The following is a 24,756-nucleotide window of genomic DNA, read 5'->3' on the forward strand; positions in this document are numbered from 1 at the left end:
CGTCAACAATACGACTCTGGCCATCGTCGATATTGAGCCGCAAGGGCGAGGAAGCGCGGCAACCTACGTCGCCCTTAGCGACCATGGCGGAGGCGGGCTGTACCTGCCGAAAGTGCGAGCGTGCGCCTAACGACGGGCGACACGACGCTGGGCAAGGGCCTGTTGCCCCTGTGGGCTCCGGATGCCCTGTGCGGTGATTTCTGCAAAGGTGATTTCCGGCTTCCGGCCGCCCTGCCCGTCATCAACTTCCCTAGTTTCGGCCCGATAGCCATCTGGCGGGATGATGTTAGGGGCGAAGATGATCTGCTGCTGGGACCCATTCGCCGGCGGCGCCATCCAAGTCGGCGCATTCCCGACATATCCGCCGTCAGCCCAGCCACGACGGTTTGTCCGCATGGCTTCCAGGCTTGCGACGCCGATCCGGGCCGTGGCGGCGGCATCGAAGACGTACTCACCCTTATGGACCGGGCCAGCGACCTCGTTCCGCCCGCCTGAGCCAGTGAAGCCACCATTGGCGAAGCCGGGGCCGTAGAGGGCCGGGTTGGAGGCTCCACGAGCGCTCGCAGCTGCGATGTCCGTACCGGCGCCCCCGCCGAGGCCAATGGCGCTCATGATGGTGCTCAGGAAGCCACCGCCTGCACCTGAGCCACCCGCCCCCGCGAACAGGTTCGACATCACGCTATCAGCAGCTTTGGAAAGCAGCTTGTCGGCGAGGCGCCCCGTGATGGTCTCCAGCGACTTGACGAGCGTCGTGCCCTGGCGCAGGTCCGTCAGCATGGAGCTGAAGGCGTCGGTGGCGAGGGACTTCGTTTCGCGGAGGTTGTCGTTCAGGCGCAGAGCATCCGCCTCAACCGAGTCCAAGCCGAGGCCTGTGCCGCGGAGGCGCGACGCCACAGACTGCTCTTGCTGTGTACGCCCGATCTGCGCCCGGTCGAACAGGGCATCGCGACCGATGCGGCTATTTTCCAAGTTCGCCTGTGCCTTGGCGTAGGCCTCCGCCGTCTCGATGATGACCTTACGCTGCGTCTCCATCTCAGGCGTCAGCTGCGAGGCAGATGCCTTTAGGAGATCCTGGGAGGTGGCGAAGGTCCGCCCGAGAGCGCCGGCCCGCTGCAGGTCGTCGTTCAGCAGTTCCTGGATCTTCTGCCGGCGCGCCTCGGCCTCGGTGGTCTGATCCGTGAGAGTCGCCTGCTGACGAAGGGTGGCGACTTCGCGCTCGGCCGAGCGGATCGACGGAGCCCCCTTGTTGATGGCTCGATCCGCATAATCGATGACGCTCCCCACCGTGCGGCCGCCGCCGACGATCGTCGGATTGGCGCGCGCTGCGTCAGCACCAAGGATGGACGCTGCGCTCGTCCCGCGATCGGCCTTGAGAAGGTCAACGGCGCCCTGGGCGCCCGCAAAATGCGCGAGGTAGAGGTTGCGGTCGGTCGTCGCGAGACCGGCCTTCTCCAAGGCCCGCGAGTTCTGCTCGGTAAGGGCGCGGATCAACTCGACGCTATCGCCGCGATCGGTTCGACGAGCCAGTATTTCATCCCGCGACATGCCAGCGGCACGCTCCGGGAAGCGCTCCTTGTACAGGCCGAGCCACGTCTTTTCGATGAACTGGCCAAGGCCGGTTGCGGTCGAAAGCGGGTTCTTGGCGGTCGTGTCTCCGCTGCTCTCAGCACCGATGACGCGCTCCATGTAGGAGCTGATGCTCTGCGAACGTGTGGCCTGAACCTCCGTCGTCTTTTTCAGGCTGTCGATCGCGAGGTTCAGGTTCTCGGTCAGGCCTTCGCGCTCCGTGATAGCGCGAAGCGCGACGTTCCGCTCCGAAGCAATCGTCTGGAGCTCACGAGAGTCGAGGTTCGGATTGTTCATCCGCTCGTTGAAGGGCTGTGAGATGGTCTCACGCGTCGCGCCCGGCGCGAGGTTCAGCGCCCGGATCTTCTCATCGTACTGGAAGCGCAGATCGGCGATCTGACGATCGACCGGGTTTGCCCGATCGGTCGCCAGCTGATTTTCGGAGCGGGCCTGTCGATTGGCGGCGGCAACCGCAGGGCTGCCGAAGCGCTCGATGTCCTCGCGCGTGTTGCGCGCTTGGGTGCTCAGTTGCTCGAAGGCGGTGCGCGCCTGCGCCAGCAGTCCGGTATCCAGCCCGAACTTTACCGGGTCCGAGATTGCCTTCCGCAGTAGCTCGACGCGGTTCTGCGTGTCGCTGAAGGCAGCATTGGTCGGATCAAGCTCGCGGACAATCCCGCCGATCTCACGCGACCGCGCGGCAGCGCCGGCCCGTGTCGCCGCTTCCTGTTGCTTGCGCTGCTTGTCCAGCAATTCGTCAAGCTTCTTTTGCTCGGCGGCCGGATCACGTCCAGAGATAGCGCTGCGAAATGAACCGACGCGACTTGTCTGAGACGCCCTAGCGATCTCAACCGCCTTCTGAGCAGACGCAATTCTATCTTCCAGCGATCCGCCCGTAATACCCTTGTCAATAGTCTTCCCGATACGGTCCCAGACGTCGGCAACCACCGCCCCGACGGTAGAGGTCATACGCCCCCAGCCTGAAGTTAATTCGGTCGCGTCGGTCAAGCTTGCTTTGTAGGCATCAAATAGCACTCGCTGAGCCCCAAGACGATCGCCCTGGGACTGAAGCCGGCGGATCGTCTCCGACGTCCGATCATTTAGGAACCCCAACTGGCTATTGAGGGCTTCCGCGCCTTTGGCCGGGTCAGCGAATGCCGCCGCCAGGGCCTTGTTCGCATCGCCCAGATCCTGGCCGGTGGTGGCTGCGTAATCCTTCGCCGAGCCGATAAGGCCAACGTACATCTCTGTGCCGATTTTGCCCGTGGCGGCGTACTCGCCAGCCATCTGACGAGCCGAGCGGATGGATACGTCGCCAGCATCGGCAGCGGCAGGGGCCAGAGCGCCGATGGCAGCGCTAGTAGCCCCAGACGCCCGACCTAGCCCGGCGAGGTTTCGCTCAAGCTCCTTCTGCGATGAGGAATACGAAAGCCATGCGGCGACACCGCCGAGCACAATAGCCGTTACACCGCCGATGGCGCCGCCGACCAGCCCGATACGGCCAAGGAAGCCAGAAGCCGCCTCACCCGCCTGAGACAGGGCTCCCTTCACGCTCGCGCCGCCGGGGCCGGCAAAAACCTGCGCGATCTGCGGCCCCTGCTGCATGGCGATCATGCCGAGGCCGGAGCCGCTACCAAGCTGAGCAACGATATCGCCGCCCTGATAGAGGAGGTTCTGCGCCTGATCCGCGCGGAGGCGCCCGTTCTGATTGGCCGCCGTCGGCGCGGTCATGCCGGGTCGCACTGGCACCGAACCATCCGAAGACAGGCCGGAAAGGCGGCCCACGGGCGTCATGGCCCGCGAAACAGCATCGCCGGCCGCGCCGAGGTTCTTCCATGCCGCGGCAGTACGATCCGCCGCGCTGGCAGACGCACCGAAGCGGGCCTGAAGCAGCCCGAGGGTCCGGTCGTAGGTAGCGGTATCGAGGGCTCCCTGCTGAAGTCCGCGGTTCAAGGTAGAGGTCTGACGCTCCAGCATCTGCTGAGCGCGAAACGCTTGGTCGACCGAGGCGCGCACGCGATCAGTCGCCGTGCTCACGGAAAGCATGCGGCGGGACGCAGTCTCCGTCGTGACGGCGGTCCGCTCCGTCGCCTGACCGAGGTTGTCCTGAGCGGCAGCGGCTGACTGAGCATCGGTCTTGAACTTCTCCGCACCCTCGGAGATGTAACTGACCTTGATGCTGCGGACGGTATTCAGGGAGACCATCTACTTCTTCCTCCCCTCGTCCAGCTTCTTCGCGATGTAGCGTCGCCACTCGTCGTCCATCGCCCGGACCAGACGGCAGAACCGGTCGAATTCTTCGGTGGCCAAGATGCCGAACCGTTCGGCGTAGCGGTCGATCGACGCGAACTGGATTGGCCCCGGCGAGCCGAACCCCAGTTGCCGGTCGCCGGAAAGCCGCCAGAAGGCGTCCCAGGCGAAGATCAGGTGCTCGGGGAGGTCTGGACGGTCGATGAGCGCTTTTGGCTCAATCCCATCTTCTTCGGCCAGATCGGCCAGCCACTCGGCCCGCTCGCCCCACTCCAGCTGCCAGCGGAGGGCGGCGGTTAGTTTCCCTCCGCGTCCGTGACGCTGAGGTCAGCCTCATCAGCGACGACGCTGGCGGCCCAGAGCACGGCGCTGCGAAAGCGGGCGAAGTCCGGCTCGGTGAGCAGCTGGAGGGCGAGACCCGCCGAATACGGCACCGCCTCCCCTTCGTCCCCCGTCAGTCCACGCCAGTCCTCCAGAACCGCCTCGTGGAGGCATTCCGAGACGATCCGGTCGCGGGTATCGGGTTCGAGGCCGCGGACCTTCTTCTGCCGCGGCACCGCCTCGACCTTTTTATCCATGAGGCGCCGGTACTCGGTGTTGCCGAGACCGCGAACCTTCAGCTCCAGGCCATCCATGTCGGGGATGTCCCTGACCCACTGCCCCTGTTCGAGCTTGGCGGAGTCGGTCTTGAGGGCGGAGAGCTTCACGCGGCAGTGTCCTTCTTCGTGGGGGCGGCAGGCGCGGTCGGCGCGGGCTTCGCCTCGATTTCCTTGGCCAGACCCTTCTCGACGAGGAGGTCGGCGAACTCGTTGGACACCTCGGGCTCGTCGCCCTTGGTGAAGCGCTTCTCGTCCTTGCCGTTCGGGTAGCCGTCGAACGTCTCGGTGATGCGGATGGTCTTCATCAGGCAACCCCACGGGTGATCTGGAGGGATGCGCCGGTGGTGGCATCGAGCACGGCCCGGTAGGGAATGCTCACCATCACATCGTCGCTGTTACCGCCTGGCCGGCGCTCGCCGTTGCCGAGGATGATCTTGGGGAGCAGGAAGGTGTACTTCTGGTTCGTGGCGTTGCCGACCGTGAAGGTCAGGGCCGCGCTGCCGTGGTCGAGCACCTTCTGGTACAGCTCGTTCGTCTCGAAATAGCACTCCAGCGTGCCGGTGACCTCGCACATCCCGTAGCCGAAGGAGTCGGTGTAGAGGTTGCCGACGACCGGCCGGGTGCGCAGGTTGTTGTTCACCTCCAGGGTGAGGCTGCGGACCTTGGCCGGATTGGTAAGGCCAGAGACGGTCAGGTTCGCGACGTTGGCCGAGGCCGTTGAGATCGGCGTCGCTCCCGAAGCAGCATAGGTCGAGCCGGTGACGATCGCGGTGTCCAGCAGCTCTTTCTGCGCCATGATGGTCGCAGAGCCTGTGATGGCCGCGCGTGCCGTGATGGCGAGGCTGAGCATGCTCACCATGGCGCCGGTGAAGCGCGAATAGGAGCGCGCCGCGCCGCCGATGTTGATGGTTTCCTCGAACGAGAACGACTTCACGTCGGTGCCGTTTTTCAGGACGTTGGTCGTCCAGGTGCCGAAGAGAGCGCCCTCGAGCATGTCGTCGAGGCTGCCGTAGCTCAGCTCGAAATTGTAGGCTCCCGAGACGTCCTGGCCGAGCTGGAACTCGTCGCGGATGTTGCGGTCGGACTGGATCTCATCCGACGTGCCGGTGGTCTTGTTCGTCCGCGGCCCGCCGCCGGTGGAGCGGAACGTCTTGAACGAGGGCGTTGCCGGGGTCACCCCGTAGGTGGCCTCCGCGACATAGGCGATCCGTCGGCTAGAGCCGATTGCGATGGTCATGATGTGCTCCAGGGGTGAGGCGGAGAGCGATCAGCGCTCAGCCGAGGATGTCCGCGGTGTACGGGACTGCGATGGACAAGGTGAAGTACTTGCCGTTGTCGTTCCGGTCGTCGATCGCCGGAGATGACGGGGCGAAGGTCTGGACACCACCGAACTCTTTGGCTCGGAAGATCGCGGCGATTTCATCGGCCCATTGCAGGCCATCCGAGACGCCCTTGCCACGCTTCGCGTTGATCTCGATGCGGAAGGCGCCTTCCTCGCGGTAGACGTTCTCTCCCGGTGCTCCGACCGTCAGCTGATCGCCATTCGCAACGGGATAGGACACCTGCAGGAATGGGCTGTTATCGACCGGCGTGTCGCCAACCGTGTTGAGGCCAACGACGGGACACCGATCCCATTCCGATGCGAGTTTGGCCTCCACGGCATCGACGACGAGCTTCAGCGGCATCGGTCAGCGCCCCGGATCGATGTAGATGGCGGGCTGACGGGTGAGCCAGTCGCGGCGCTTATTGGCGCTGCCGCCTCGAACGTCTTTGGCGAGCTTGGCGGCCGATGCGCTATCAGCCCATTTGCCGACCGCGCCGCCAGGGAACGACCGGTACGAAAAGCCGACATAGGCGATGTTGCCGAACCGACGCTTCGCGAGAGTGGCGACCGCCTGATAGACGCCCTCCGGCGCCTGCTGGCTCTGCCCGCGCTCGATTTTACGGCTATACGGCTGCGCGTTAAGCGCGATGTACGACTCGGCCGGCGGCGGGTTCTGCGGGTCCATCTCGACGTTGTCGGCGAACCAGACGTGGCTGCGGGCGTACCGCTCGGTCTTGACCGGCGAATGGATGATAAGCTGCTCGTCCACCCACTGGATCACGTCGATCAGCAGGTGGAACTCGATGCTGACGATGCTGCGCGGGTTGATGCCCTGAAGGCTCTCGCGCTTCGCCCCGTCGATGAACGTGTCATGGTCCGGCACGTAGCCAAGCGCTTGGCGGTTGATGTCCTGCGCCTCGGTCAACGCCTCGGTGGCGAAGGTCGCCAGTTGAGCGCTCTGCATCTCGGGCGAGAGTTCTTCGTTGAGCATCACCGCGATATCGCGAGAGATCGGGTCGAGACGAACCGATGTCCGGCCGACCATCAGCCGGTGATCCACAAATTCCAGCGCACCACCTCACCACCGACACGGACGGGGTTTGCGACTTGGATGGTGCGGTAGCGTCCGCCGACTGTGAGGCCGCCGAGGCGAGCCGGATCGACCGTGAGGCCCGTAGGCGAGAGGACGACCTCGCTGTCTCCCTGGTTGATGCCGCCGGAGAGCTCGTCCGGCTTGTAGCCCCGCACGAAAGCGCGAAGCGTCAGATCCTGCGAGCCGTCGTCGGGCGCATCCTGGCCCCGCAACACGACGTCCTCACCCTTCTTGGCGAGTTGCCGATCTAGCTTGGCGATCTCATGGGCTGCGAGGCTCATGCGAACAGCATCCGCCGGTACTGAGACAGGATGGATTCGGCCTCGGGATGCGGGAGCGCGGCGTTCGCGCCCTGGACGTAGAAATCGGTCTGCCCGACGCCGTCCGTTTGCTCGCTCTTCACTGTGATATCCCGGCCCGACATGGACGCCGCGACCCCAACTAGCTGGATCACAGCGCGCTCGATGTCGGCCGGGAGATCCTCGGCAAGGGAGGTGACGCCGTTGACCTCGCGCTCCTCACCCGGAAGCAGCCACCCGGCCTCGTAGTCGATCGCGAGCCGCGAACCGCGCCAGCATGTGCGCTCGCCCGCCAGGGTCAGAAAAACTTCGCGCCCACCGACGACCTCAAAGGCCTCCGGGGCGTAGGTGACGCCATCAACGAAGGCACCGAGGATGCGAACGACAGGCCCGCGGTCGAGGAGGATTCCACCATCGTCCGTGCGGTAGCCGCAGAGATTGACCCGCTCGCGCACCGTTTCCCTACCGAAGACGCGCCGGCAGTAGGAGGCAGCCTGCTGCGAGGCCTGGTCGATCCAGCGATCCAGCTGAGCATCTGCGGGGGAGCCGGCAGGCAGGCCGAGATCTCCGCGCGCGTTCGCAGCCGTGGTGAGGCGCTTCTGTGCGGCCGGCGTGAGGACGGTGACGCTCATCAGTTGCAGATCACTCTGATGGTCACGGGGGTAGACGGAGCAGGCTCAAACGGCCCGTCCGTCAGAAGCAGGGTGCCCTTCGAGCGCTTCACCGCGACGGTGGCGCCCGACAGGGTCTGAGCCGTCACACCGCCGACGATCATCTGATTGCCGGACCACGTGGGGATGATGTCGACATCGGCCGCCGATGTGCACGCGGCCCAAGTGAACGTGGCGACCGGGGCCGTCAGGCTTGCGCTCGAGGTGGCGGTGTAGCGCTCGACGCGCTTCGGGGCGCCAGCGGCGCCGGTCGCGCCCGTTTCGCCCTTTAGTCCCGCGGCTCCCGGCTGTCCCGCAGCGCCAGCGTCGCCTTTCGGGCCTGCGACTCCAACCGGACCCTGCGGGCCTGTTCCCCCGGCGGCACCCGCGGGGCCAGCAGCACCCGCTGCGCCCGGAGTACCTGTGTCGCCTTTTTGTCCGGCATTTCCTGCATCTCCCTTTGGGCCGGCAACGCCTGACGGACCGGGATTTCCCTGCGGCCCAACCGCACCGGGATCGCCTTGAGGGCCTGCAGGACCGGTGCGCTGGACACCGTCGCCCATCATGGGGCTGATGGAGCGCAAGGTGCTCTCGGCCGGCGATACGAGCCCAAGGCTCAGGCATGCGAGAAGCCACAGGACGCGCATCAGCCGCCGTTCCCGTAGTTGAGTTCTAGGTTGCAGTCCGCCGATGGGGCAGCGAGCGCCATGATGGAGACGAATCCGGGGCTGGACGTGCCGAAGGTCTCAGCAGAGCGCGCCATCACCCGGACGCCAGTGGTCGGCGTCACCTGCTGCGTGAGATCGGCGACGCGGCGAGCGCGAATGTCGACGTTGCAGGGGTTGATGATGCGATAGCTCGTAACCGAGGCGGGCTTGTCGACCTGGAATTGCTTCGGGGTCGTAGTGATGCCCGCGAAGATGATCGGGTCTCCGCCGTTGGCGAATGAAAAGGGCGTGGAGAGGACGGTGAGCGGGGTGGTGGGACCGCCGCAGGGAAGCGCCTCTCGTGCCTTCCCCGTGGCGCAGTAGATGACATTGCCCAGAATGGGAGTGCCGTCCGGCTGCTGCCAACCGTTGTAGAAGCTCTGCGCCGAGACCACGCCCGTCAGAGCGAGCAGGGTCGCAATGGTGAGGATGATACGGCACATGTGGGTCAGTCCCGCGCTACGGGGCCGCGACGGCCACGAGGCTTGGCGTCGTTGTCGATCATGGCCTCAGCTTCGAGGGGCGCCTTGCCTGCTTCGGCTGCGACAGTCTCCGGCGCCTCGTCGGCGTGAGCGGAGCCGTCCAGCATCCGAGCGAAGCCGTTGGCCGTAAGCTCGACCGCGTGCGGACGCTCAACCTCATAGGCAGGGCTGTGAGAATGCTTGGTCTCCGCACCCTCGTTGTACGAGGTGAGCGGCTGAACCATCACGGTGTCAGATTTTGCCATGTCGGCAGACCCCTGTGAGAGGGAGGCGACGGCGCGAGGGCGCCGCCGGTCGTTGATGGAGAGGCTCACGCCGCCGATTAGACGACGGTGGTGAGCTGGCCCTGGACGAAAGCCGCCGGGCGGTAGACGGCGAGCGCGAGGCGCTCCTCGGCGCGAATGGTGATCATGTTCTTTGGCTGAGAAATATCAACGACTTAGCGGCCTATGGGCGCGCTATGGGAACATGCCGTTTCGTTTTCTCAGGGAGTGAGGAGCAGTTCCAGCTTCGGTGCGGCCAAAAGTTCTGCTGCCATCACCTCGAAAGCGTCGGTTCGGCGATGCCCTCCGACGATAGGGTGGGCGTAAATTTGAAGCGTCACGTCGAACTTCTGGTGTCCCATGAGCGAGGCCGCATCGGGAAGCGGGCACCCGTTGTGAATCCACCAACTCGCGGCGAAGTGACGAAGTGCGTGGAAGTGAAGTTGGTCGCCCTGACGATCCAGGCCAGCGCGCTTCAAGAGCGCCTGCCAATAGTGGACGTTGAAGGCAGACCACATGATCATGCGGCCGTTCTCGCCCCGAAAGACGAGATCGCGGTCGTTCTCGACGAAGCAGTCGTCCAGCCACCGGCTAAGGAGGGCGCGGACGTGGCTCGGCATCGGGACATCCCGCTCCCCCGATTTGGTCTTCGGCCCCTTCAGTATGTCAAAGGGTGTGAGGCTATGTCGGACCTCAATGACCCCCGCCTGGAAGTTGATGCGCGACCGCTTCAGGCCCATGATTTCGCCAAGGCGCAGACCACAGAACGCCGCGAGGTGGACCGCGCATTGCAGCATCCGATGGGTTCGGGCGTGCTGCCATTTCGCTCGGGTCTCGACCGTGGCGATTAGAGCCTGAACCTGCGGAAGGGTGAATGTGCGGATCGGGTCGGATTTGACGCTGCCGATCTCTTTCAGCGCATCTGCGACCGGGTTCACGGCGAGGTACTTCCGCTTGATGGCGAAGGCGCACATGAGCTTGAACTCAAGCACGCGCCCTTTGGCCGTTGCTGGCTTCAAGCGGCGCTCTCTAACCAGCTTCGCATACCAGTCCTCAACATCGACCGGCGTCACCTGATCCATCCGACGCTTGGCGAAATATGGAAGGACTGAGCAGCGCGCTGCGACGCCCAGGTTCTTCAAGCGTCCATGGCTGATCCGACCATCCCTCTGCCGATCCTCCATCACCCTCAGATATTCATCGGCGATTTGCTGGACCGTCCTGGGGACTAGCTTCGGCCGATGGATGCCCTCCACTTTGTCCGTCTCTACACGAGCCTTGAAAGCCTTCGCATCCTTCTGCTTGGCAAAGGTCTCAGACTCCTGCTTGTCTCCGTCCCGATACCTGACGCGCCATCCGACCTTTTTCTCTCCCTTCGCCGTGACCCATTCCCGCTTCTCAATGCTCGCCATGTCAGAGGTCTCCTCGGGTCGAAGGGGAAGCGCCGTGCGGCACAGCGGTATAGCTGACGTCCATCGCGGCCTGCCGACCCGTGGCCCACAACTCCGGCACGATAGGAAGTCGGAGCGCAAACCAGAGTGAGCCGGCGGAGCGACCTTCGTTGTTTCGCCCGCCCTCCGACCCCTCACGACGCATCCCCCGCGAAGAAGATTTCTTGAGTCCAGCATCCACAGTGGCACGTTTGGTTGGGACACTCTGATAGCTCGCAGCCGGGCTCACAGCCGCACTACGCGGCCGGCTGTGGGTTTGGAAAGACATGATCCCGGGTTCTCTGGGGCTCGAACCGGCTTCTCACGGCCGGTGGCTCCCTCGCCGGGGAACCAATGCCAGCGGACGACACTGGCGCCGGGAGGGTGAGAACACGCCTCAGAGAACGTGCCCGCTCGCCTTCCCCCTCTCGGGGTCTTGTATAGCGAACGGACTCCCAGCATAGTATCGCCGGTCGCGCCCGCTAGTTAAAGTGGGCACGTCGTTTTACGGGGCTCTTCACTCGGCAAGGTGATTAGCTTCCGTCTGAGATAGAACCGCCAACCCCTAGTAGGGCCCGGTTCGGGAGTTCTCACGCTCCGTATTCATCATGACACGAGAAACCCGAGCCCAGCAAGGCGGCGCGGCGTTCGCCGTGCGCATAGGGTGAGGGGCATCATGAACCAAGAAATTTCAAAGCTTCCAGCATCCGACAGCCGACCTGTGTTGGGTGCTAACGCAAATGATCGGTGGGCCGCTTTAGCGCGGGCAGGTGTTGGTCTTGTGCCAATAGTGGGATCTGCGCTCGTCGAAGTAGTCGCGGAGATTGTGCCTAATCAGAGAGTGGACCGTATCGAAGCTTATCTTCGAGCGCTTGAGGAGCGTATTGATCGTCTAAGCAGCGATGAGACGGCGGAAAATATTGCGAGCGAAATGAAGCGACCAGAAAAAGTCGCCCTAATTGAAGAGGGGGCGTCTGTTTCTGCACGACTCATTAGTAGTGATCGCCGCGGGCATATTGCACAAATTGTAGCGTATGGGCTGACCCAAGAGGTGTCAGGCACTTTGACGACCCAACGCTTCATTTTTTTATACGGCGAATTGGATGATGGAGATATTGCGCTTCTTATTTCTTGGGCCGAACCCATGGGAGCCGTTTGGCGTCTACATCCGCAAAGGGCAGATTTCCCTAATTCGGATGAGTATCATGTGGCCGAGGGGCTTCATGATGCATCCGTAATGAAACTTGAACGGCTTGGCCTGCTGCAATTTTTACCCAGAACTGGAGGTAATTCACATGCTCCAATCAATAATAGGTTTTCGGGCAGACCGGAGGGGTCTCACATTTTGTCACCGCTAGGAAGGGCGTTACTAAACCGACTTGAATTGAGCGATCTTCCCGGTGAAAGCGTCGGTAATGAATGAAATCTTAGCTTTTGATTCTTGAATGCCGTGTTGCAGCGGGATCTTGACTTCTGACCAACGCTCCCTCATATTGCGGACATGGCCGAGGGGTTGTCCCCGGCCGGATTGAGGGACTACCCCAATGGCCAGCACTTCCGCCCCTAACAGCCTCGACATCGCCGAGCAGGTCGCCCGCGTTCTCCGCTCGAACGCCGAGACCCAGAAGTTCATCGACGAGCAGGCGAAGCTCCGCGCCGAGGCCGAGAAGCTGGCCCGCGACCGCGCTCTTGCTCCCTGGCAGATCGTCCTTTCCAGCATGGCCGCTGGTGCCGCCCTGTTTGGTGCGGGCGCCGCCTTCATCAAGGTTTTCGGGGCTTGACCCCGGATCGCCTCCGCGACGTCCTGGCCCTGCTGCGCTGGTCGCAGCGGGGTCTTTCCGATGCGTTGGGCTGCGATGACCGCCTCGTGAGGCGCTGGGCTTCTGGCGATGCCTCCGTGCCGCCTGACGTTGCTTCGTGGCTGGAAGCGCTTGCGTCCGCGCATGAGAGGCACCCTGCCCCCGGTGGGTGGCGTCGGCGGGTCGCCTGAGACGATGGCAGCCATGGACCTGAGCGAGTTCTGCATTGGCGGCGAGTTCATGTGCGGCGACAAGCGGTAGCGTTGCACGGACATCGGCACGCGAGTCGTCGTTGCCATCTGAGTCGATGAGACCACAATCGCCAGGAAGTCGGGCGACGGACTTGTGACGACGCTCGTCGTTCCCGGTGCGGAAGCTGAGGCGATGGGTTGGTTCAATAGCCCCCCCCTATGGCGTGGCCGAGACCACCTTTGATGAGGACGGCCGCGAAACCTGTGAGTTGGTCTAATTTTACGTCTGCCCCGTCTTTCTTGAAATCAAACGATTGTTGCTTCGTTAACTCGCTAGCCTCTGAATCGACCGTATCAAACGCCTTCGCCATCTGAGCAATGCGTATCGACACCCTATACGCCGACAAATGTTGCGCGTGGACTTGACCCTTGTGGGTTTGCTCAGCAAGGGCCTCAAACGGTCGAGGATACGGTCCAGTCAATATTACCCTTGCTAAACTCTGAACTCGAACACCCGTATCCGACTTCTCCATGAATTAGCGTATGGTGCCAATTGCTTCAGAAATTTGAAAAGAACCTCGATATATGAGGAAGTTGAACTCGCGGGCCTCGACCATAACACGAGCAGGCACTAAACTCTTTGAAGGCACGTATGCAGCTAGGGAATGTCATGCGTTATAAAAGTTTTCGAATTGTCAATTTCAAAGGTATCAAGGACACAACAATTGATCTAGATGCCGGGCACGCTGCCGTTTTTCCATTCGTTGGGCTAAATGAGAGTGGGAAGACAACTATTTTAGAGGCTATACATAGTTTCTCGCCTGACCCAGCCACGAGCGAGTTAGTGGGCGGGGACGAAACTTCGGGAGTTCCTTATAAATTTCGCGTTCCCAGGCATCTAATATCAAGTTTTACGGGTAGAGTTTCAGTGATAGCGACAGTATCGGTTTCGAAGACAAACGCGCATGCTATTGAATTATTTTTGAGCAGAAGCGGAATAATAATTGATAGATCAAAGGTACCGAATGAGGTTGTCTTTGAAAGGCACCAGGATTTTGTAAACGGTGATTTTCAGAAAAGCAGCTTTGCGTTGAAGTTGTCTATGCAAGTAAAAACGGGAAAGCAGAAGAAATGGAGAGCACCAACTGCCGCTGAAATAGATTATATTCGAGACGCATTCTACGCTTTTACTCCCGATATAGCTTATTTTCCAACTTTTGTTTTCGATTTTCCGAAAACTATCTATCTCACTAATAAGGGTAATAAGGTTGATAAATTTTACCGTCGAGTTTTTCAAGACATTTTAGATTATGATGGGCAAGGACATAAGATCACAGACAATATCGTTCGTCGAATTCGCGAGCCAGATATGGTCGTCCCATGGACTTCGTTTTTAGGAATATTTGGTAGACACGATGCAAGGGAAAAAATCCAACACGTTATAGACCGTGCCGGCGCCGTTGTTACTAAAGTTGTCTTTGGTCGGTGGAATGAAATATTCGGAGAAAGCGCCCAGGGAAAAGAAGTCACTATCTCCTTTGACACAGAAGAGGGGACGATAACAGAGACCTCTGGCACAATTAAAAAAACCAATGAGCACGATATATTCATAAAGTTTCAAATTAAAGACGGAACTAGGCGGTTTGCCGTTAATGATCGGTCCCTTGGGTTTCGATGGTTCTTTGCATTTATGCTGTTTACACAGTTCCGCGTCGCGAGGAATGAATCTCAGAATATGCTGTTCTTGTTTGACGAGCCGGCGTCGAATCTTCACGCGGCCGCTCAGCAGAAGCTAATCGATAGCTTTCCTGAGATTGTGAAGGGAGAACATACACTGATTTACACGACCCACAGCCATTATATGATTGAGCCAAAATGGTTGGAGCAGACATTTATCGTTACAAACAGATCAGATACTCCCCTTAAATCAGTCTTAGAGGCGATATCACTGGATGATGAATCGCTTGATATTAAAGCTAATCGTTATAGGGCGTTTATTGACCTCCACCCTAACAAAACTAGCTATTTTCAGCCAATACTAGATAGACTGGAAGTGATACCGTCACGGTTCGATATAAAAAAGAGCTCTATCGTTTTAGAGGGTAAATCGGATTACTATGTTCTGCGATACGCAAAAGAGCTATTAAAGAAACGAGAGTTGCCCTTATTGCCGGGATTAGGGGCTGGCACATTTGGCGCCCTTGTTGCGCTCCACGTAGGGTGGAATTTAAAGTTTTTGTTTGTGCTTGACGGGGATAAGCAGGGTAAAAATGAAAAGAAACGATACGAAACAGAGTTTGGGGTGCCGCCTGATAGAGTCATTACGATAACTGACATTGTCCCAAGCGTAAGTGTCATTGAAGATTTATTTGATGTTGACGCGCTAGATATAATAAAAAATACATTAAATATAAATGAAAGGCCAAAGAAGGGCCAAATTCTTAGATTTTGTCAGGAAAGTTTAGCGAGTGATAATGTTATCCCGTTGGGTGAAGAATTCAATAAATTAGCAAGCATTGTTTTAGAAGATTTGGAAAAGAGGCTGGCCGTGTAAGTCGAGAGGGTTTCGTTCTCGTCAGTAGGCATCGCCGCTCTAAAGCGGCCCCTGCCCTTGCCGCCCCATACTGCCGGAGTGCGTTATCGCCGGCTGCGGTCGGGTTGCGGGGGCGAGGCTCTGTAGAAGCCGGCGCTGCGTCGCGCCACGGTGCCACTGGTGCGGGTTTCGGTGTCGCCAAGAGGACGAAGCGGCTGACGTGCGCTCATGGTTTGGGAATCGCAGGCGTCGGAAGTGATCTCGTTGTTCGTCTCGAATGTGCCCTGCCCTCAGTCGCAGGCCGATGTTGGAAGTTGGAGAATCCTGCTTGGCATTACGCGGGGCGCTGGCGCCGTCCGCGTGATTTCTGCGCCTCCGGCTCCGGTTCCGCCGGGGCGGGCTCCGGCGCCGCCTCTGGCGCGGCCTCCTCGAAGGTCACGAGGCCATTGCCCCGCAACTCCACGGCCCGCGAGCGGGAAACTTGATAGGGCTGGTCGGTCGCCTGCTTCAGGTCCGGACCCTCGAGATAGGTCCGGACCGGCTGGACGATCACGTCATCGGCCATGGTCGCCTCCCCTATGCCAGCGTGGCGGAGAGGCTACCGGTCACGAACGACGCCGGACGCTTCACAGTGAAGGCCAGGCGCTCCTCGGCACGTAGGGTGATGAGGTTGCGGCGGAAGTTGTCGCCGTCTTCCGACGAGGCCAGTACCTCGATTCCCATCCGGTCGAAGATCTGTGCCTGCGTCTTGAACGGACCGACGAGGAAGGTGCCCTTCGGCATCCGGTTCGTAGTCGCCACCGGCGTCTGCCAGATGCGCTGAAGGACGGACGCCTCGAACGGCGAGTTGCCGATGTAGCGGCCCTGCGTGTCCTTCATGGCCTGGAGCATCCGCCAATCGACGGCGTTCAGGACCATGCCGTCCACCTTCCAGTTCAGCGCCTCCACCTGAGCGATGGCCTGGATGAGCACGTCGAGGGGCGAGCCCGTCGCGTTCGTCCACTGCTTCACGAAGGCGCTGGCCTGCGGGACGATGCCGAGCAGGTTCTGGCCGGTGCCGTCGCCGAACAGAAGCTGCGCGTCCTCGACGTCGGCGAGGCCGTTGCGCGCCTCGGCGTCGATGGTGGCGGCGAGCGCCGGGGCGTCGTCGATGATCTGCCGGCTGGCGAGGAAGTAGTGCGCCAAGGTGCGAACCGGCGCCGTCACCTCCTCGAAGGCAAGGTCCGATTGCGGCTTCAGCGCGCCTTCCGCCACCATGGCGGCCCCGATGGTGCGGCTGGTCATCCGGGGGTAGGAGACCGCATTGGAGATGGTCGTCCCCTGCGCGACGAGATCGCGGACCGTGAGAGCATTCCAGGGCAGAAGAGCCGGATCGCTGACACGCTGGTCGCGGCCGACGAGAGAACCGCCGGAAGCCGTCACGCTGGTGATGTTCTTGTGCTCGTCCTCGGTCGAGGCGACTTCGGCACGAAAGCGCAGGCCCTGCCGGTCGCGGGAGCCATCGAACGACTTGTATTCCGGGGCCTCAACGAACCGCTGCCCCCAGGATTTCGGGCCGGCGAGAGACCCGCCACCGCCCCGCCGAGCCGCCTTCTGCTCTGCATCGGCCAGCCGGGCGTCCATGTCGCCGAGCTTCGACTTCACCTCGCCCATTGCGGCCTCGGCCTTGCCCAGGCGCTCGTCGGTCCTGGTGAAGAGGCCCTTGGTCTCGGTGTGGTTGGCGTCGAGGCGCTGCATCACAGCCGAACCCAGGTTCTCCGGGTTGTCGAAGGCGATGCGGAAGCGGCCGATGGTGTTGGCGGCGAGGAAGGCGGCGGAACCGCCGGCCAGGGTGTTGTGACGGTTCATCGGTTCAAGCCTTTCAGGTCGAGGAGATTGCGGTCGAGCGCCTTCACGAGGTCGCGCAACATTGGATCGTTGGAGGGTTGGGGTTCGTCGGAGAGTGCGGCCCAGCCGCCGGCCACGATCTGCCGGGCTGCGGCCTTGGACAGACCGCTCTTTCGAAGCAGGGTTTCGAGTTCGCCGCGCGCCGCGAGCTTCACGGAGCCGACGCGAGCGAGGGAGTTGGACGGCTCGTCCACGATAGAGACTTCGTGGAGGTTGATTGCCTTGAGGAGGCGCCTGGGTTCGCCGACGCGCTTGCCGTTAACAGCGCCGCCGGCCGGGACACGGTAGCCGATGGAGAGGCCAGAGATGGCCCCATCCTTCACCCGCTCGTAGTAGTGCCGCCCCCGGTCGGTGTTCATGCCGGATATGCGGCCCCGGACATGCAGGCCCTTGCTGTCCTCTGACATGGCCTTCCACACGCCAATCGCGGGCTCGCCACCGTACTCCGGCAGACCGTGATTGAAGTGCATCGGGACGGCAGGCAGGCCGCTCTGGACGCGACGGTCGAGACTGGCCTTGAAGGCGCCGGGCGCGATTGTGTCGCCATGGCTATCGATATTGCCGAAGAACGCGCCGTAGCCTTCGAACTCACCGGCATCGGTGTTGCCAGCGAGCTTTATTTCGAGCGGGGCTGAGAGGGTTTCGAGGTCCATCGATCACCTTCGTGGATCAAAGCGACGGACACGACAGACAGACCGCTCGAAGCGGTGTCGGTAGGTGTCCAGTTCAGCCTTGCCGCCTAGCGTCCGCCAGTGCGCCGAAGGTGTCTCGTCGAAGATGCCCCGTGCCACACGGTGACAGCCGAACCGATCGATAACGCCTAAAGCTTTACGGCAAGCGATAGGTTCCGTCAATGGCTGAGATGGCTGCCGATAGCCTTCCGGTCGCGGGCCGCGGCCTGTAGCTCGGGTGAGATGTTCGCCAAAGCTGTGCCGGCCGAGATGATCCGAACGGCGCTCTTAGCGACACCTTCAACGTCGATCAGCAGAGCGCAGGCGACAACGAGCCCCATCTCAGCCACGTCGGCAGGCTTGGCGCCGGCCTCGATCAGCTCGCGGAGCTTGTCGCGGATGGCTTCCTGCAACGGCTCGGAGCGGAGGTCTTCGTGGAGCGAGGCGTAAGGGTGATCGGACATGGTGTCTCCAGGGGTGGGGGTGAGTGAAAAGGTTCGGCCGATAGGGCGTGGACCGCATGGGAAGCGGCGTTCGCACTCGACAGAATTTTAGGAAGGGGGGTTTCGGCCGGATCGGGCTAAAGCCGATGGAGCGGCGAACGAAAAGCGGTTTAAACGGTGTATCAGTTCGTGCGTTATTTGCCGCCGAGAATGCCCGTTGGGGTACGTGGCACTTGGAACGGGGATCGCGGCCGATCCGGCTCGAGAAGGCTGTCCCAGGCATCGGTCCCGAGCTTTTCAGCCGCAAGCCGAGCCGCCTCTTTCTTCCCAGGACGCGGGATTGGCGGCGCTATCAGGCGTAGGTCGCGGGCCAGCCGCCGACTGGTCGAGGTCGCCGCCTCAATCGCCCTCGTGAGCCTTAGGTATTCGTCGGTTGGCAGGCCGGGCGTCACTCGATCCCGCAGTTCGGCTAGTCGGAGCCGGGCCGCGACATAGTCCGCCACCATATCGAGTTCGGCGTCTGAAATGGGCTTCCCGAGGGCCGAACGGGCTGCAATCACCCTGCGAAACTCGCGCTTTTCGGCACGGCGCATCCATGATGGCGGGGTCGGTTCAATCATCAATCGCCCTGCGGAAATCGAAAAAACGGCGAGGGGATCGGCGGGACGTCCGGCAGGGTCCGCACGCGAAAACCATTCCCAGCAAAAAAATCTGCGCGTGCGATCCTGTGCGATGCGTGGCCCTTAGGGCCTCTGAGTTTTGCTTCCCCCCCCGCCCAGTGCCAGATCATGGCTCGATGTAGGTAGACGCCTCAATTTCTTGGGTTGTCGATGAGCAAATTGCCATGCCAAGGTGTGCCAGCCAAGTTCGGGCACCTCCAGCCTAACGCATGCGGTGACAAATGTTCAAGCAGGATCTGGTCGTAAGACCTATCAGAGATTTTGTTTTCCCAATTGGGGTGGTGATAAATAACCGTTTCTTACTGAGAGGAACCGCCTTTTTTATTGGTGATAAAGGTTTTGCAATTACCGCTTCACACGTCATTGATCAGCTTCACTTCGATGACGATAAAAACCGGTATGTTGGTAGCGATATCGTTGGTCTATTTATTAATGAGGCCGCAAAGTGGGAGGCTGTTGGAATAATAGGCGCAGAAAAACACCCAGACGAAGACGTTGCCATCATAAAAATGGATGGAGCATTTCAGAGCATTTTTCAAGTAACGCCTTCACAGGAAAATTCCTCATGTGAATATGACCTCTGGGGGTATCCTGAACGAGTCGCGCACGAAATACGCGCTCTCGCAACGAATGCCGAAGAAGCCAAGCATATGATTTCGCCCGATCTCATATATAGTCGAGGTTATATTCGTAGGCGGATCTCTCGTTCTCTGGGGTCATCAATATACATTGGTCGTTTTTTCTATGAGCTGAGTGCTGTTGCTGGGGCATGCTGCTCGGGATCGCCGATTATTGCTCGCCCGCTTGTTGCAAATGCCCCTTATCGAGTAATAGGTGTATATATTGGAGAAGAGACAGCTGGTCAGCCTGCGGTAGGGTATGCGACGCGCTTCGATGACATTAAAAGTTGGATGCCCCAGCTAACCGGACAGCTTTTGCATCACCTGCCTGCCATCGGCTAAGGTGGAACTAGTGCGTTTCGGGCTCATCGCAGCCCATGCCTCTTTGCCCTCGCGTCCGCCGTCTTCTTCGTGTGGCATGAGCCGCATCGCAGCCGGACGTTGCTCTCGTCCAGGCCGGGACCGCCGTCGCTGATCTCCACCACATGGTCGCAGTAGATCCGGGTTCCTGTGCGCCCGCAGTCCTCACACTTTCGGCCCCGGGTCCGGAGAAGCCGGTCACGAAGCTCTCGCCATTCCGGCGTGCTGTAGAACGGCTGTCCGGGCTCGGTGCCTCGACTTACCTTAATCCTCGTATCGATCATGCGGAGTTGCGGCTTCAGGGTGGTGAGGCGGGCCATGGTCTGTCCCTATCGCTTGGTCACGTCGATCTCGTCCTCAGGCGTGAACCATCCGAGGAAGGCGGCTTCCAACACGGTGTTGACGGTATCGCCGAGAGAGATGGCCTTGGCGCGTGAGCCCGGCTCGGTGCTGTCGATCTCAGCTATCGTGTGCTCGCCATAGGGTCCGCCGACGACGCTGACGCTGAGGGTTCGCGGATGGTCCACGGTCTCCATCACCAAAACCTGCAACGCGCCTACGTCAGGCCAGCTATGGATGAGGCCGTGAGTGATCGGGTTATCGGGCATCAGATCCCCCAACTTTTTAGTTTGGATTTCGTCTTCGGTGCGAAGGGATGAACCCATGCGGTTCTCGCCCTTACCCGGCCGAACTTTGAGGGGTGCCCCGTATCGTGCCTAAAGCTGGCCAGCCGAGCTTGGTCCCGGCTGGCCTTTGATTGGCTAGAAGTTCATCTGTGGGAAGATGGTTTTAAGCACCTTCTTTCCTTCGTCCGCACCCGGTGCCGAAGCGACCTGATTTGCGGTTGCCTGGATAATTGCCTCGGCCTCGGCTTGGGTTAGAACCTTTTTGTCGACAAGTGCCAAAAGGGTCCGGGCATTCAAAATCAAGGCTGCAACCGAGGCCGCACCGGGATCGACTAAATCGGGCAAGAGCGTTTCTCCATGTACCGCGCTGGGTCGAGCCAAAGCGCCTTAACCTCATACCGCAAGTGGTATCTATCTCCACCTCAAACTGGTGGGTGGAGATAGGTGGGGGTAAGTGGAAGCTACCGACCCTCCACCACCCCTTATAGGGGGGTGGAGGGTGGTGATGGGGGTGACTGGCGAGGTGGAAGTGGAGAATCTCACTCTCCAGGTTGCGCCTCGCGGTGCGCCGCCTTGTGATGCTTCGGACAGAGCCATTCGATCCGAAGAGGGTCGGCATAGTCGGGGTGATGCGCCTCGGCCGGCTCGGATCGGCAAACCGCGCAAGGCTCCGGTCTCAAGGCGCCCTGCTTCTTCGCCTTCTCGACAGCTCGATGCGCGCGGCGCTTCTGAGGGTTGGCCTTGATCCACTTCTGCGAGCGGGCATAGGCGCGCGCCCTCGCGGCCGGGCTCATGCCCTTCCGTGGTCGTTCCATCGGCGATGTCCGTGATGGTTTCCACACTTCCACAGGTGAGGTGTGGAACGGTGTGGAAGTGTGGAAACTCCAGTCCACACCACCACCCCTTTAGGGGTGTGGGGTGGGGTGTGGACGCGCTAGGGGCCGAACCTCGGGTATGGAAGCTCAGTCAGCGGCGATCTCGCCGACCTCGATGAAGGTCCGGTCCATCGCCTTGTCGTCCTTGCCGGTGACGGCGACAAACATGCCGGTCTTGATCCAGACGGCGAGCATTCCCTTGATCCTCGCCCGGTCGGCCTTGTTCTCCGGGTCGAGGCCCAGCGCATAGGCGATCGGTTTGCCGATCCAGTCTCGAGCCTGCGAGTTCTCACGCCACCGGCCATCCCTGGTCGCGGCCTGCGCTTTTCTGAGGTCCGCGACCGACACGCCGTCCATCGGGTTCGGTGGCTTCCATTCCGTCACCACGCCGATGCTATCGCCGTCGAGGGCGAGGGTGCCGAGGCTCCCGCCATTGCCGAGCGGAACCGATTCCATCTTGAACCATGCCGACCCCTCGGACGGCGGCGGCGCGAGGTTCGCCTTGCCATTGTCCACCCGGAAGTGAAGCCTCCGATCCGGGATGCCCTATTTTTCGGCCTCGTCCTTTTGCATCCCATTGAGGGTCCGGGCCGAACGGACTGCCGCGAGCAGCGCCACAGCGCCGCGTGCATCCTCAATCGTGATCTCGGCCCCGCCGGTCTTGCGCGAGTGATGGACGAGCTCGACGCTGCATCCGGTCTCCCCTGCGAGCCGGCCCCATAGCTTCGCCACCCGATCCACGGCGTTGTTGTCGTTCTCCGTCACCTCATGGCAGGACACGAAGGGGTCCACGAACACCACGTCGATCTGGTTCGCCAAGATCGTCGCCTTCAGCGCATCCACCACAGGCACGGCTATCACCACGTCGCCGCGATGCATCTTGGCTATCGTGATGGGGTCGTCTCTGCCCGAATTGACGAACAGGCGCCCTTCGATCTCCGTCCGGTCGATCTCGAAATGTAGGCAGGCCGCTAGAATGCGCTTCTGCATCTCCTCAATCGGGTCTTCGCCGTTCCAGATCATCACCCGATGCCGGCCGTGCGGCTGGTGCCCGATGAGGTTCCGGCCGGTCACGAGGGCAAGCGCGTCCACGATGATGATGGACGATTTGCCGAGGCCGCCGGGCGAGATGGTGGCGCTGGTATAGTGGCGGATGAGATGCCGGCCGAGCAACCATTCCCGCTGCGGCAGGGTGCGCGGGTCCACCCATACGAACGGCCGGGCCTGGAAGGCGGGCGGCGGCGGTTCGGCCTGGTGCTCCGGCTCCGGCGATGGACCCCGATCCGCGGTGCCCTGGTGGTCGCCATCCTCCCGCTTGCCGCCTCGCCATCCGATGTCCTCGGGACGCAGGCCCAGGCGGTCGCATAGCCAGAACGCGGCCTCGCGCGCATCCCGCGCCGGCAGGTAGTCTTGCACGATGTCGATGGGAGACCGGCCGCCGTCCATCGCGTCGCCCATGTCGGCCACGCCAAAATCCTTGATCCCGTCCGGGTGGATCGAAAGGTCTTCCTCGTAAGTCTCGCCCAGGTCCTTTTGCTTGACGCGGTAGGCGCCGGTCCCGGACTGCCATTTCGCGGTCGGGAACATGCTCTGGACCCAGGCGTGAAGGTTGCTGAGAGCGCGGTCGTTCACTGTCCTCCAGAAGTCGCCGCCGCCGGTATCGTGACGGGCTCGCGCGGATGCCGCGGCCCGCTCGCTGATGGACGGTCCCATGCCCGCCTCGGCCCGCTTCTCAGCTTTCTTGCGGTCCATCTCGCGGGCCAGCTCGGCGGCGGCTCGCTGCGCCTCGCGGAATTGGTCGGCCCGTTCCTGAAGGTAGGCGACGAGGCGCGGGGCCTCGCGGATCTCCGTCGGCGTGCCGGGCACATGCCGGCCGGTCACGGTGAGGTATCGGCCTTCGGTGTAGATTTCGACCTGCGCAGCGTCGATCTTTCGACCGTCTACTAGGCCACGCACGAAGAACCGGAGACCCCGGCCGGATGGACTGATCTCGGTATAGGTCTCGGCGAAGTCTACCGCGACTTGCGCCCATGCCTGTAGCTTGCCGGTCTCCGGGTCGCGGCACTTGTCGAGGTCGATCCCGCTGTCCTCGATGTCGGGCGTGAGGACGTAGCCGATGCCGGGAAGGTTCTCGCGCTTGGCGCGGGCCACGGCCTGCTCATAGGTCGCCCAGGTCGCCGGGTCCGTCGAGGAGCCGTGCTGTCCGGTGTGCGGGTTAAGCGGCGGCTTGTCCCATTTGCCGACGCCCTGCCGGTTCACCTTCCATTCGTAGTTCCAGGCAAGCCAGTGCGGCCGCTCCCGCATCTCGCGGATGGCGGGCAGGTCCGGCAGGCCATTGAACGGCGGATAGGACGGCTTGGGCGGGCGCTCCATATTGGTGGTGCTCACATGGCCCCCGCTTTTTTCAGTGCGCTTACAAGGCGGGCGGTGAGGTCGCGTGTGCCCTGCCCCTCCACCTCGCGATAAATCTGCGCGGCGACGGCCTCGGAAACGTCAGTATCGCAGAGCTCTGGCGCCTGGACGTAGACGCGGACACGGACGCCCTCGGCGACTTGACGGATTGCGGTGAACCATCGGAAGCCGGGCATCGGAGCGTCGAGCATAGATCCTGAGCGCGTGACCTGCGCCATCTCGGCCTGCGAGGTATGGCGGACGCGGTGTGACCGATCGGGATGGCGAACGAAGAACCGGCGGTCGGCCTCGGTAACAGCCTCGAAGTCGACCGGGACGACGGGCATCTTACGGCGGCCCATCAGACAGACCGTCCGTGCGAAAGCGCGGCGGCGAGCGCGCTGCGCCCGGCCCCGTTGAACGAGACGTGCATGGGATTATCCTTGTGCCCGCGCACTGGCGGCTGCTACCGGAAGTTAGGCAGTTGCTGCCGGGGAGGAATGTCAGAAATGTCTAAGACAGAGCCGTTCGCAAGCTTCGCTAAAGTTCTGGAGAAGCATAAGGGCGTGCCGGAAGGTCGGACGGTGTTGTCTGTAAGAAAGGAACTAACAGAACGTTATTTTTGGCTATTCCAAGGAATTGAGAATTACGATGCTGCATTGAAGCACCAGGATAATACACTGGAGCTTAAAGTCGCTACGTTTAACGCTAATCGCGAAAACAACCTGGGAACGTTGACAATCAAACTTAAAACCGGCGGCGCAGCTCAACAGTATATCCTTGATCTGCGTTATGATAAGATACGTGTAGTGCAAGGGCAGCATCTTATGAGCGGAAACTCCCGCCAAGGGACATATGCCGCTGATGATGACGATGTGTTTCTTATCGCTCTAGGCAATCAGATACTTTCTGATCTTGGGGTCATCAACCACATCTGATTTCGTGATCCTGGCGCATAGTGCCGGGCCAGGATCGCGGCCCGCGCGTCGATGAGGGCCGCGTGAGAGCCGAATCGGGTGC

Annotated in this window: 30 protein-coding genes; 5 read left to right on the forward strand and 25 right to left on the reverse strand. The window is 61.4% G+C overall.

Annotated features, from left to right (window positions below):
* Positions 1 to 126: 126 nt before the first annotated feature.
* The 14 genes from ASF34_RS01100 to ASF34_RS01155 form a co-directional block, all read right to left on the reverse strand.
* Positions 127 to 3,768 carry a phage tail length tape measure family protein gene (locus tag ASF34_RS01100; RefSeq protein WP_056157789.1) on the reverse strand — a complete coding sequence of 1,214 codons (3,642 nt, stop codon included), beginning with the start codon at positions 3,766 to 3,768 and terminating at the stop codon, positions 127 to 129.
* Complete coding sequence (locus ASF34_RS23715) at positions 3,769 to 4,089, reverse strand: phage tail assembly chaperone (RefSeq protein ID WP_443136519.1); 321 nt, start codon at positions 4,087 to 4,089, stop codon at positions 3,769 to 3,771.
* A 20-nt stretch (positions 4,090 to 4,109) separates the two neighbouring features.
* The gene (locus tag ASF34_RS01105; RefSeq protein ID WP_056157792.1) at positions 4,110 to 4,520 is read right to left on the reverse strand and encodes a hypothetical protein; all 411 of its coding nucleotides are present in this window, start codon (positions 4,518 to 4,520) and stop codon (positions 4,110 to 4,112) included.
* Entirely contained in the window at positions 4,517 to 4,717 is a 201-nt protein-coding gene (locus ASF34_RS01110) for a DUF7302 family protein (protein WP_056157795.1), read from the reverse strand. Before ASF34_RS01110 ends, ASF34_RS01105 begins: the two co-directional genes overlap by 4 nt.
* Positions 4,717 to 5,649: a phage tail tube protein gene (locus ASF34_RS01115; RefSeq protein ID WP_056157798.1), complete on the reverse strand. Its 933-nt coding sequence runs from the start codon at positions 5,647 to 5,649 to the stop codon at positions 4,717 to 4,719. The genes ASF34_RS01110 and ASF34_RS01115 overlap by 1 nt, the downstream gene beginning before the upstream one ends.
* Positions 5,650 to 5,686: 37 nt before the next feature.
* Positions 5,687 to 6,097 carry a phage tail terminator-like protein gene (locus tag ASF34_RS01120; RefSeq protein WP_082493983.1) on the reverse strand — a complete coding sequence of 137 codons (411 nt, stop codon included), beginning with the start codon at positions 6,095 to 6,097 and terminating at the stop codon, positions 5,687 to 5,689.
* Positions 6,098 to 6,100: 3 nt separating this feature from the next.
* Positions 6,101 to 6,781: a hypothetical protein gene (locus ASF34_RS01125; RefSeq protein WP_056157800.1), complete on the reverse strand. Its 681-nt coding sequence runs from the start codon at positions 6,779 to 6,781 to the stop codon at positions 6,101 to 6,103.
* Positions 6,781 to 7,110, reverse strand: coding sequence for a hypothetical protein (locus tag ASF34_RS01130; RefSeq protein WP_056157803.1), 330 nt, complete (start codon positions 7,108 to 7,110; stop codon positions 6,781 to 6,783). The genes ASF34_RS01125 and ASF34_RS01130 overlap by 1 nt, the downstream gene beginning before the upstream one ends.
* On the reverse strand, positions 7,107 to 7,760 hold the full coding sequence (locus tag ASF34_RS01135) for a hypothetical protein (protein WP_056157806.1): 654 nt from the start codon (positions 7,758 to 7,760) through the stop codon (positions 7,107 to 7,109). The genes ASF34_RS01130 and ASF34_RS01135 overlap by 4 nt, the downstream gene beginning before the upstream one ends.
* On the reverse strand, positions 7,760 to 7,903 hold the full coding sequence (locus ASF34_RS23280; RefSeq protein WP_227441005.1) for a hypothetical protein: 144 nt from the start codon (positions 7,901 to 7,903) through the stop codon (positions 7,760 to 7,762). Before ASF34_RS23280 ends, ASF34_RS01135 begins: the two co-directional genes overlap by 1 nt.
* A gap of 164 nt (positions 7,904 to 8,067) precedes the next feature.
* The gene (locus ASF34_RS23285) at positions 8,068 to 8,331 is read right to left on the reverse strand and encodes a hypothetical protein (protein WP_056157809.1); all 264 of its coding nucleotides are present in this window, start codon (positions 8,329 to 8,331) and stop codon (positions 8,068 to 8,070) included.
* Between the two features lie 93 nt (positions 8,332 to 8,424).
* On the reverse strand, positions 8,425 to 8,928 hold the full coding sequence (locus ASF34_RS01145; protein WP_056157811.1) for a hypothetical protein: 504 nt from the start codon (positions 8,926 to 8,928) through the stop codon (positions 8,425 to 8,427).
* A 5-nt stretch (positions 8,929 to 8,933) separates the two neighbouring features.
* Positions 8,934 to 9,212, reverse strand: coding sequence for a hypothetical protein (locus ASF34_RS01150; protein ID WP_156465578.1), 279 nt, complete (start codon positions 9,210 to 9,212; stop codon positions 8,934 to 8,936).
* 239 nt (positions 9,213 to 9,451) lie between these two features.
* Complete coding sequence (locus ASF34_RS01155) at positions 9,452 to 10,642, reverse strand: site-specific integrase (protein ID WP_056157817.1); 1,191 nt, start codon at positions 10,640 to 10,642, stop codon at positions 9,452 to 9,454.
* Positions 10,643 to 11,336: 694 nt separating this feature from the next.
* Here ASF34_RS01155 and ASF34_RS22560 point away from each other — a divergent pair.
* From ASF34_RS22560 to ASF34_RS21925, 3 genes are all read left to right on the forward strand, one after another.
* Positions 11,337 to 12,083 carry a hypothetical protein gene (locus ASF34_RS22560; protein WP_156465580.1) on the forward strand — a complete coding sequence of 249 codons (747 nt, stop codon included), beginning with the start codon at positions 11,337 to 11,339 and terminating at the stop codon, positions 12,081 to 12,083.
* 121 nt (positions 12,084 to 12,204) lie between these two features.
* Entirely contained in the window at positions 12,205 to 12,441 is a 237-nt protein-coding gene (locus tag ASF34_RS01160) for a hypothetical protein (RefSeq protein ID WP_056157820.1), read from the forward strand.
* Positions 12,442 to 13,320: 879 nt separating this feature from the next.
* On the forward strand, positions 13,321 to 15,204 hold the full coding sequence (locus tag ASF34_RS21925) for an ATP-dependent nuclease (RefSeq protein ID WP_162240019.1): 1,884 nt from the start codon (positions 13,321 to 13,323) through the stop codon (positions 15,202 to 15,204).
* A gap of 313 nt (positions 15,205 to 15,517) precedes the next feature.
* Here the strand turns inward: ASF34_RS21925 and ASF34_RS01165 are convergent, their stop codons facing one another.
* The 4 genes from ASF34_RS01165 to ASF34_RS01180 all read right to left on the reverse strand — a co-directional run bounded on the left by ASF34_RS01165 (position 15,518) and on the right by ASF34_RS01180 (position 18,205).
* Positions 15,518 to 15,748, reverse strand: coding sequence for a hypothetical protein (locus ASF34_RS01165; protein ID WP_056157822.1), 231 nt, complete (start codon positions 15,746 to 15,748; stop codon positions 15,518 to 15,520).
* Between the two features lie 11 nt (positions 15,749 to 15,759).
* A complete protein-coding gene (locus ASF34_RS01170; protein WP_056157825.1) occupies positions 15,760 to 17,031 on the reverse strand; it encodes a phage major capsid protein in 1,272 nt (423 codons plus the stop codon).
* Entirely contained in the window at positions 17,028 to 17,723 is a 696-nt protein-coding gene (locus tag ASF34_RS01175; RefSeq protein WP_056157828.1) for an HK97 family phage prohead protease, read from the reverse strand. The genes ASF34_RS01170 and ASF34_RS01175 overlap by 4 nt, the downstream gene beginning before the upstream one ends.
* Before the next feature lie 197 nt (positions 17,724 to 17,920).
* The gene (locus tag ASF34_RS01180; RefSeq protein ID WP_056157830.1) at positions 17,921 to 18,205 is read right to left on the reverse strand and encodes a hypothetical protein; all 285 of its coding nucleotides are present in this window, start codon (positions 18,203 to 18,205) and stop codon (positions 17,921 to 17,923) included.
* An 880-nt stretch (positions 18,206 to 19,085) separates the two neighbouring features.
* Between ASF34_RS01180 and ASF34_RS22565 the strand changes: the two genes are divergently transcribed.
* Entirely contained in the window at positions 19,086 to 19,826 is a 741-nt protein-coding gene (locus ASF34_RS22565; RefSeq protein WP_156465581.1) for a hypothetical protein, read from the forward strand.
* A gap of 23 nt (positions 19,827 to 19,849) precedes the next feature.
* Here ASF34_RS22565 and ASF34_RS01190 read toward each other — a convergent pair whose 3' ends face one another.
* From ASF34_RS01190 to ASF34_RS01215, 7 genes are all read right to left on the reverse strand, one after another.
* The gene (locus ASF34_RS01190; RefSeq protein WP_056157836.1) at positions 19,850 to 20,164 is read right to left on the reverse strand and encodes an HNH endonuclease; all 315 of its coding nucleotides are present in this window, start codon (positions 20,162 to 20,164) and stop codon (positions 19,850 to 19,852) included.
* A gap of 9 nt (positions 20,165 to 20,173) precedes the next feature.
* On the reverse strand, positions 20,174 to 20,509 hold the full coding sequence (locus tag ASF34_RS01195) for a hypothetical protein (protein WP_056157838.1): 336 nt from the start codon (positions 20,507 to 20,509) through the stop codon (positions 20,174 to 20,176).
* A gap of 96 nt (positions 20,510 to 20,605) precedes the next feature.
* Positions 20,606 to 20,815: a hypothetical protein gene (locus ASF34_RS22570; protein WP_156465582.1), complete on the reverse strand. Its 210-nt coding sequence runs from the start codon at positions 20,813 to 20,815 to the stop codon at positions 20,606 to 20,608.
* 194 nt (positions 20,816 to 21,009) lie between these two features.
* Positions 21,010 to 21,264, reverse strand: coding sequence for a hypothetical protein (locus ASF34_RS01200; protein WP_056157841.1), 255 nt, complete (start codon positions 21,262 to 21,264; stop codon positions 21,010 to 21,012).
* A gap of 168 nt (positions 21,265 to 21,432) precedes the next feature.
* Complete coding sequence (locus ASF34_RS01205) at positions 21,433 to 21,861, reverse strand: hypothetical protein (protein ID WP_056157844.1); 429 nt, start codon at positions 21,859 to 21,861, stop codon at positions 21,433 to 21,435.
* 30 nt (positions 21,862 to 21,891) lie between these two features.
* On the reverse strand, positions 21,892 to 23,733 hold the full coding sequence (locus tag ASF34_RS01210; RefSeq protein ID WP_156465583.1) for an AAA family ATPase: 1,842 nt from the start codon (positions 23,731 to 23,733) through the stop codon (positions 21,892 to 21,894).
* Positions 23,730 to 24,098 carry a hypothetical protein gene (locus ASF34_RS01215; protein ID WP_156465584.1) on the reverse strand — a complete coding sequence of 123 codons (369 nt, stop codon included), beginning with the start codon at positions 24,096 to 24,098 and terminating at the stop codon, positions 23,730 to 23,732. The genes ASF34_RS01210 and ASF34_RS01215 overlap by 4 nt, the downstream gene beginning before the upstream one ends.
* A gap of 147 nt (positions 24,099 to 24,245) precedes the next feature.
* Here ASF34_RS01215 and ASF34_RS22575 point away from each other — a divergent pair, with 147 nt between their 5' ends.
* A complete protein-coding gene (locus ASF34_RS22575) occupies positions 24,246 to 24,674 on the forward strand; it encodes a hypothetical protein (protein ID WP_156465585.1) in 429 nt (142 codons plus the stop codon).
* Positions 24,675 to 24,756 lie beyond the last annotated feature (82 nt).

This window comes from Methylobacterium sp. Leaf106 (assembly GCF_001422895.1).
GTDB classification, from domain to species: Bacteria; Pseudomonadota; Alphaproteobacteria; order Rhizobiales; family Beijerinckiaceae; genus Methylobacterium; species Methylobacterium bullatum.

Coding starts and splice junctions, on each gene's coding strand:
- ASF34_RS01160 (WP_056157820.1), top strand. CDS start 12,205: ATGGCCAGCACTTCCGCCCCTAACAGCCTCGACATCGCCGAGCAGGTC.
- ASF34_RS22560 (WP_156465580.1), top strand. CDS start 11,337: ATGAACCAAGAAATTTCAAAGCTTCCAGCATCCGACAGCCGACCTGTG.
- ASF34_RS01135 (WP_056157806.1), bottom strand. CDS start 7,760: ATGAGCGTCACCGTCCTCACGCCGGCCGCACAGAAGCGCCTCACCACG.
- ASF34_RS22565 (WP_156465581.1), top strand. CDS start 19,086: ATGTTCAAGCAGGATCTGGTCGTAAGACCTATCAGAGATTTTGTTTTC.
- ASF34_RS01155 (WP_056157817.1), bottom strand. CDS start 10,642: ATGGCGAGCATTGAGAAGCGGGAATGGGTCACGGCGAAGGGAGAGAAA.
- ASF34_RS01190 (WP_056157836.1), bottom strand. CDS start 20,164: ATGGCCCGCCTCACCACCCTGAAGCCGCAACTCCGCATGATCGATACG.
- ASF34_RS01110 (WP_056157795.1), bottom strand. CDS start 4,717: ATGAAGACCATCCGCATCACCGAGACGTTCGACGGCTACCCGAACGGC.
- ASF34_RS01120 (WP_082493983.1), bottom strand. CDS start 6,097: ATGCCGCTGAAGCTCGTCGTCGATGCCGTGGAGGCCAAACTCGCATCG.
- ASF34_RS01150 (WP_156465578.1), bottom strand. CDS start 9,212: ATGGCAAAATCTGACACCGTGATGGTTCAGCCGCTCACCTCGTACAAC.
- ASF34_RS01180 (WP_056157830.1), bottom strand. CDS start 18,205: ATGTCCGATCACCCTTACGCCTCGCTCCACGAAGACCTCCGCTCCGAG.
- ASF34_RS01145 (WP_056157811.1), bottom strand. CDS start 8,928: ATGTGCCGTATCATCCTCACCATTGCGACCCTGCTCGCTCTGACGGGC.
- ASF34_RS21925 (WP_162240019.1), top strand. CDS start 13,321: ATGCGTTATAAAAGTTTTCGAATTGTCAATTTCAAAGGTATCAAGGAC.
- ASF34_RS01195 (WP_056157838.1), bottom strand. CDS start 20,509: ATGGGTTCATCCCTTCGCACCGAAGACGAAATCCAAACTAAAAAGTTG.
- ASF34_RS01125 (WP_056157800.1), bottom strand. CDS start 6,781: ATGGTCGGCCGGACATCGGTTCGTCTCGACCCGATCTCTCGCGATATC.
- ASF34_RS01100 (WP_056157789.1), bottom strand. CDS start 3,768: ATGGTCTCCCTGAATACCGTCCGCAGCATCAAGGTCAGTTACATCTCC.
- ASF34_RS01170 (WP_056157825.1), bottom strand. CDS start 17,031: ATGAACCGTCACAACACCCTGGCCGGCGGTTCCGCCGCCTTCCTCGCC.
- ASF34_RS01115 (WP_056157798.1), bottom strand. CDS start 5,649: ATGACCATCGCAATCGGCTCTAGCCGACGGATCGCCTATGTCGCGGAG.
- ASF34_RS22575 (WP_156465585.1), top strand. CDS start 24,246: ATGTCTAAGACAGAGCCGTTCGCAAGCTTCGCTAAAGTTCTGGAGAAG.
- ASF34_RS01175 (WP_056157828.1), bottom strand. CDS start 17,723: ATGGACCTCGAAACCCTCTCAGCCCCGCTCGAAATAAAGCTCGCTGGC.
- ASF34_RS01200 (WP_056157841.1), bottom strand. CDS start 21,264: ATGAGCCCGGCCGCGAGGGCGCGCGCCTATGCCCGCTCGCAGAAGTGG.
- ASF34_RS01165 (WP_056157822.1), bottom strand. CDS start 15,748: ATGGCCGATGACGTGATCGTCCAGCCGGTCCGGACCTATCTCGAGGGT.
- ASF34_RS01215 (WP_156465584.1), bottom strand. CDS start 24,098: ATGGGCCGCCGTAAGATGCCCGTCGTCCCGGTCGACTTCGAGGCTGTT.
- ASF34_RS01130 (WP_056157803.1), bottom strand. CDS start 7,110: ATGAGCCTCGCAGCCCATGAGATCGCCAAGCTAGATCGGCAACTCGCC.
- ASF34_RS23280 (WP_227441005.1), bottom strand. CDS start 7,903: ATGATCGTCGGCGGTGTGACGGCTCAGACCCTGTCGGGCGCCACCGTC.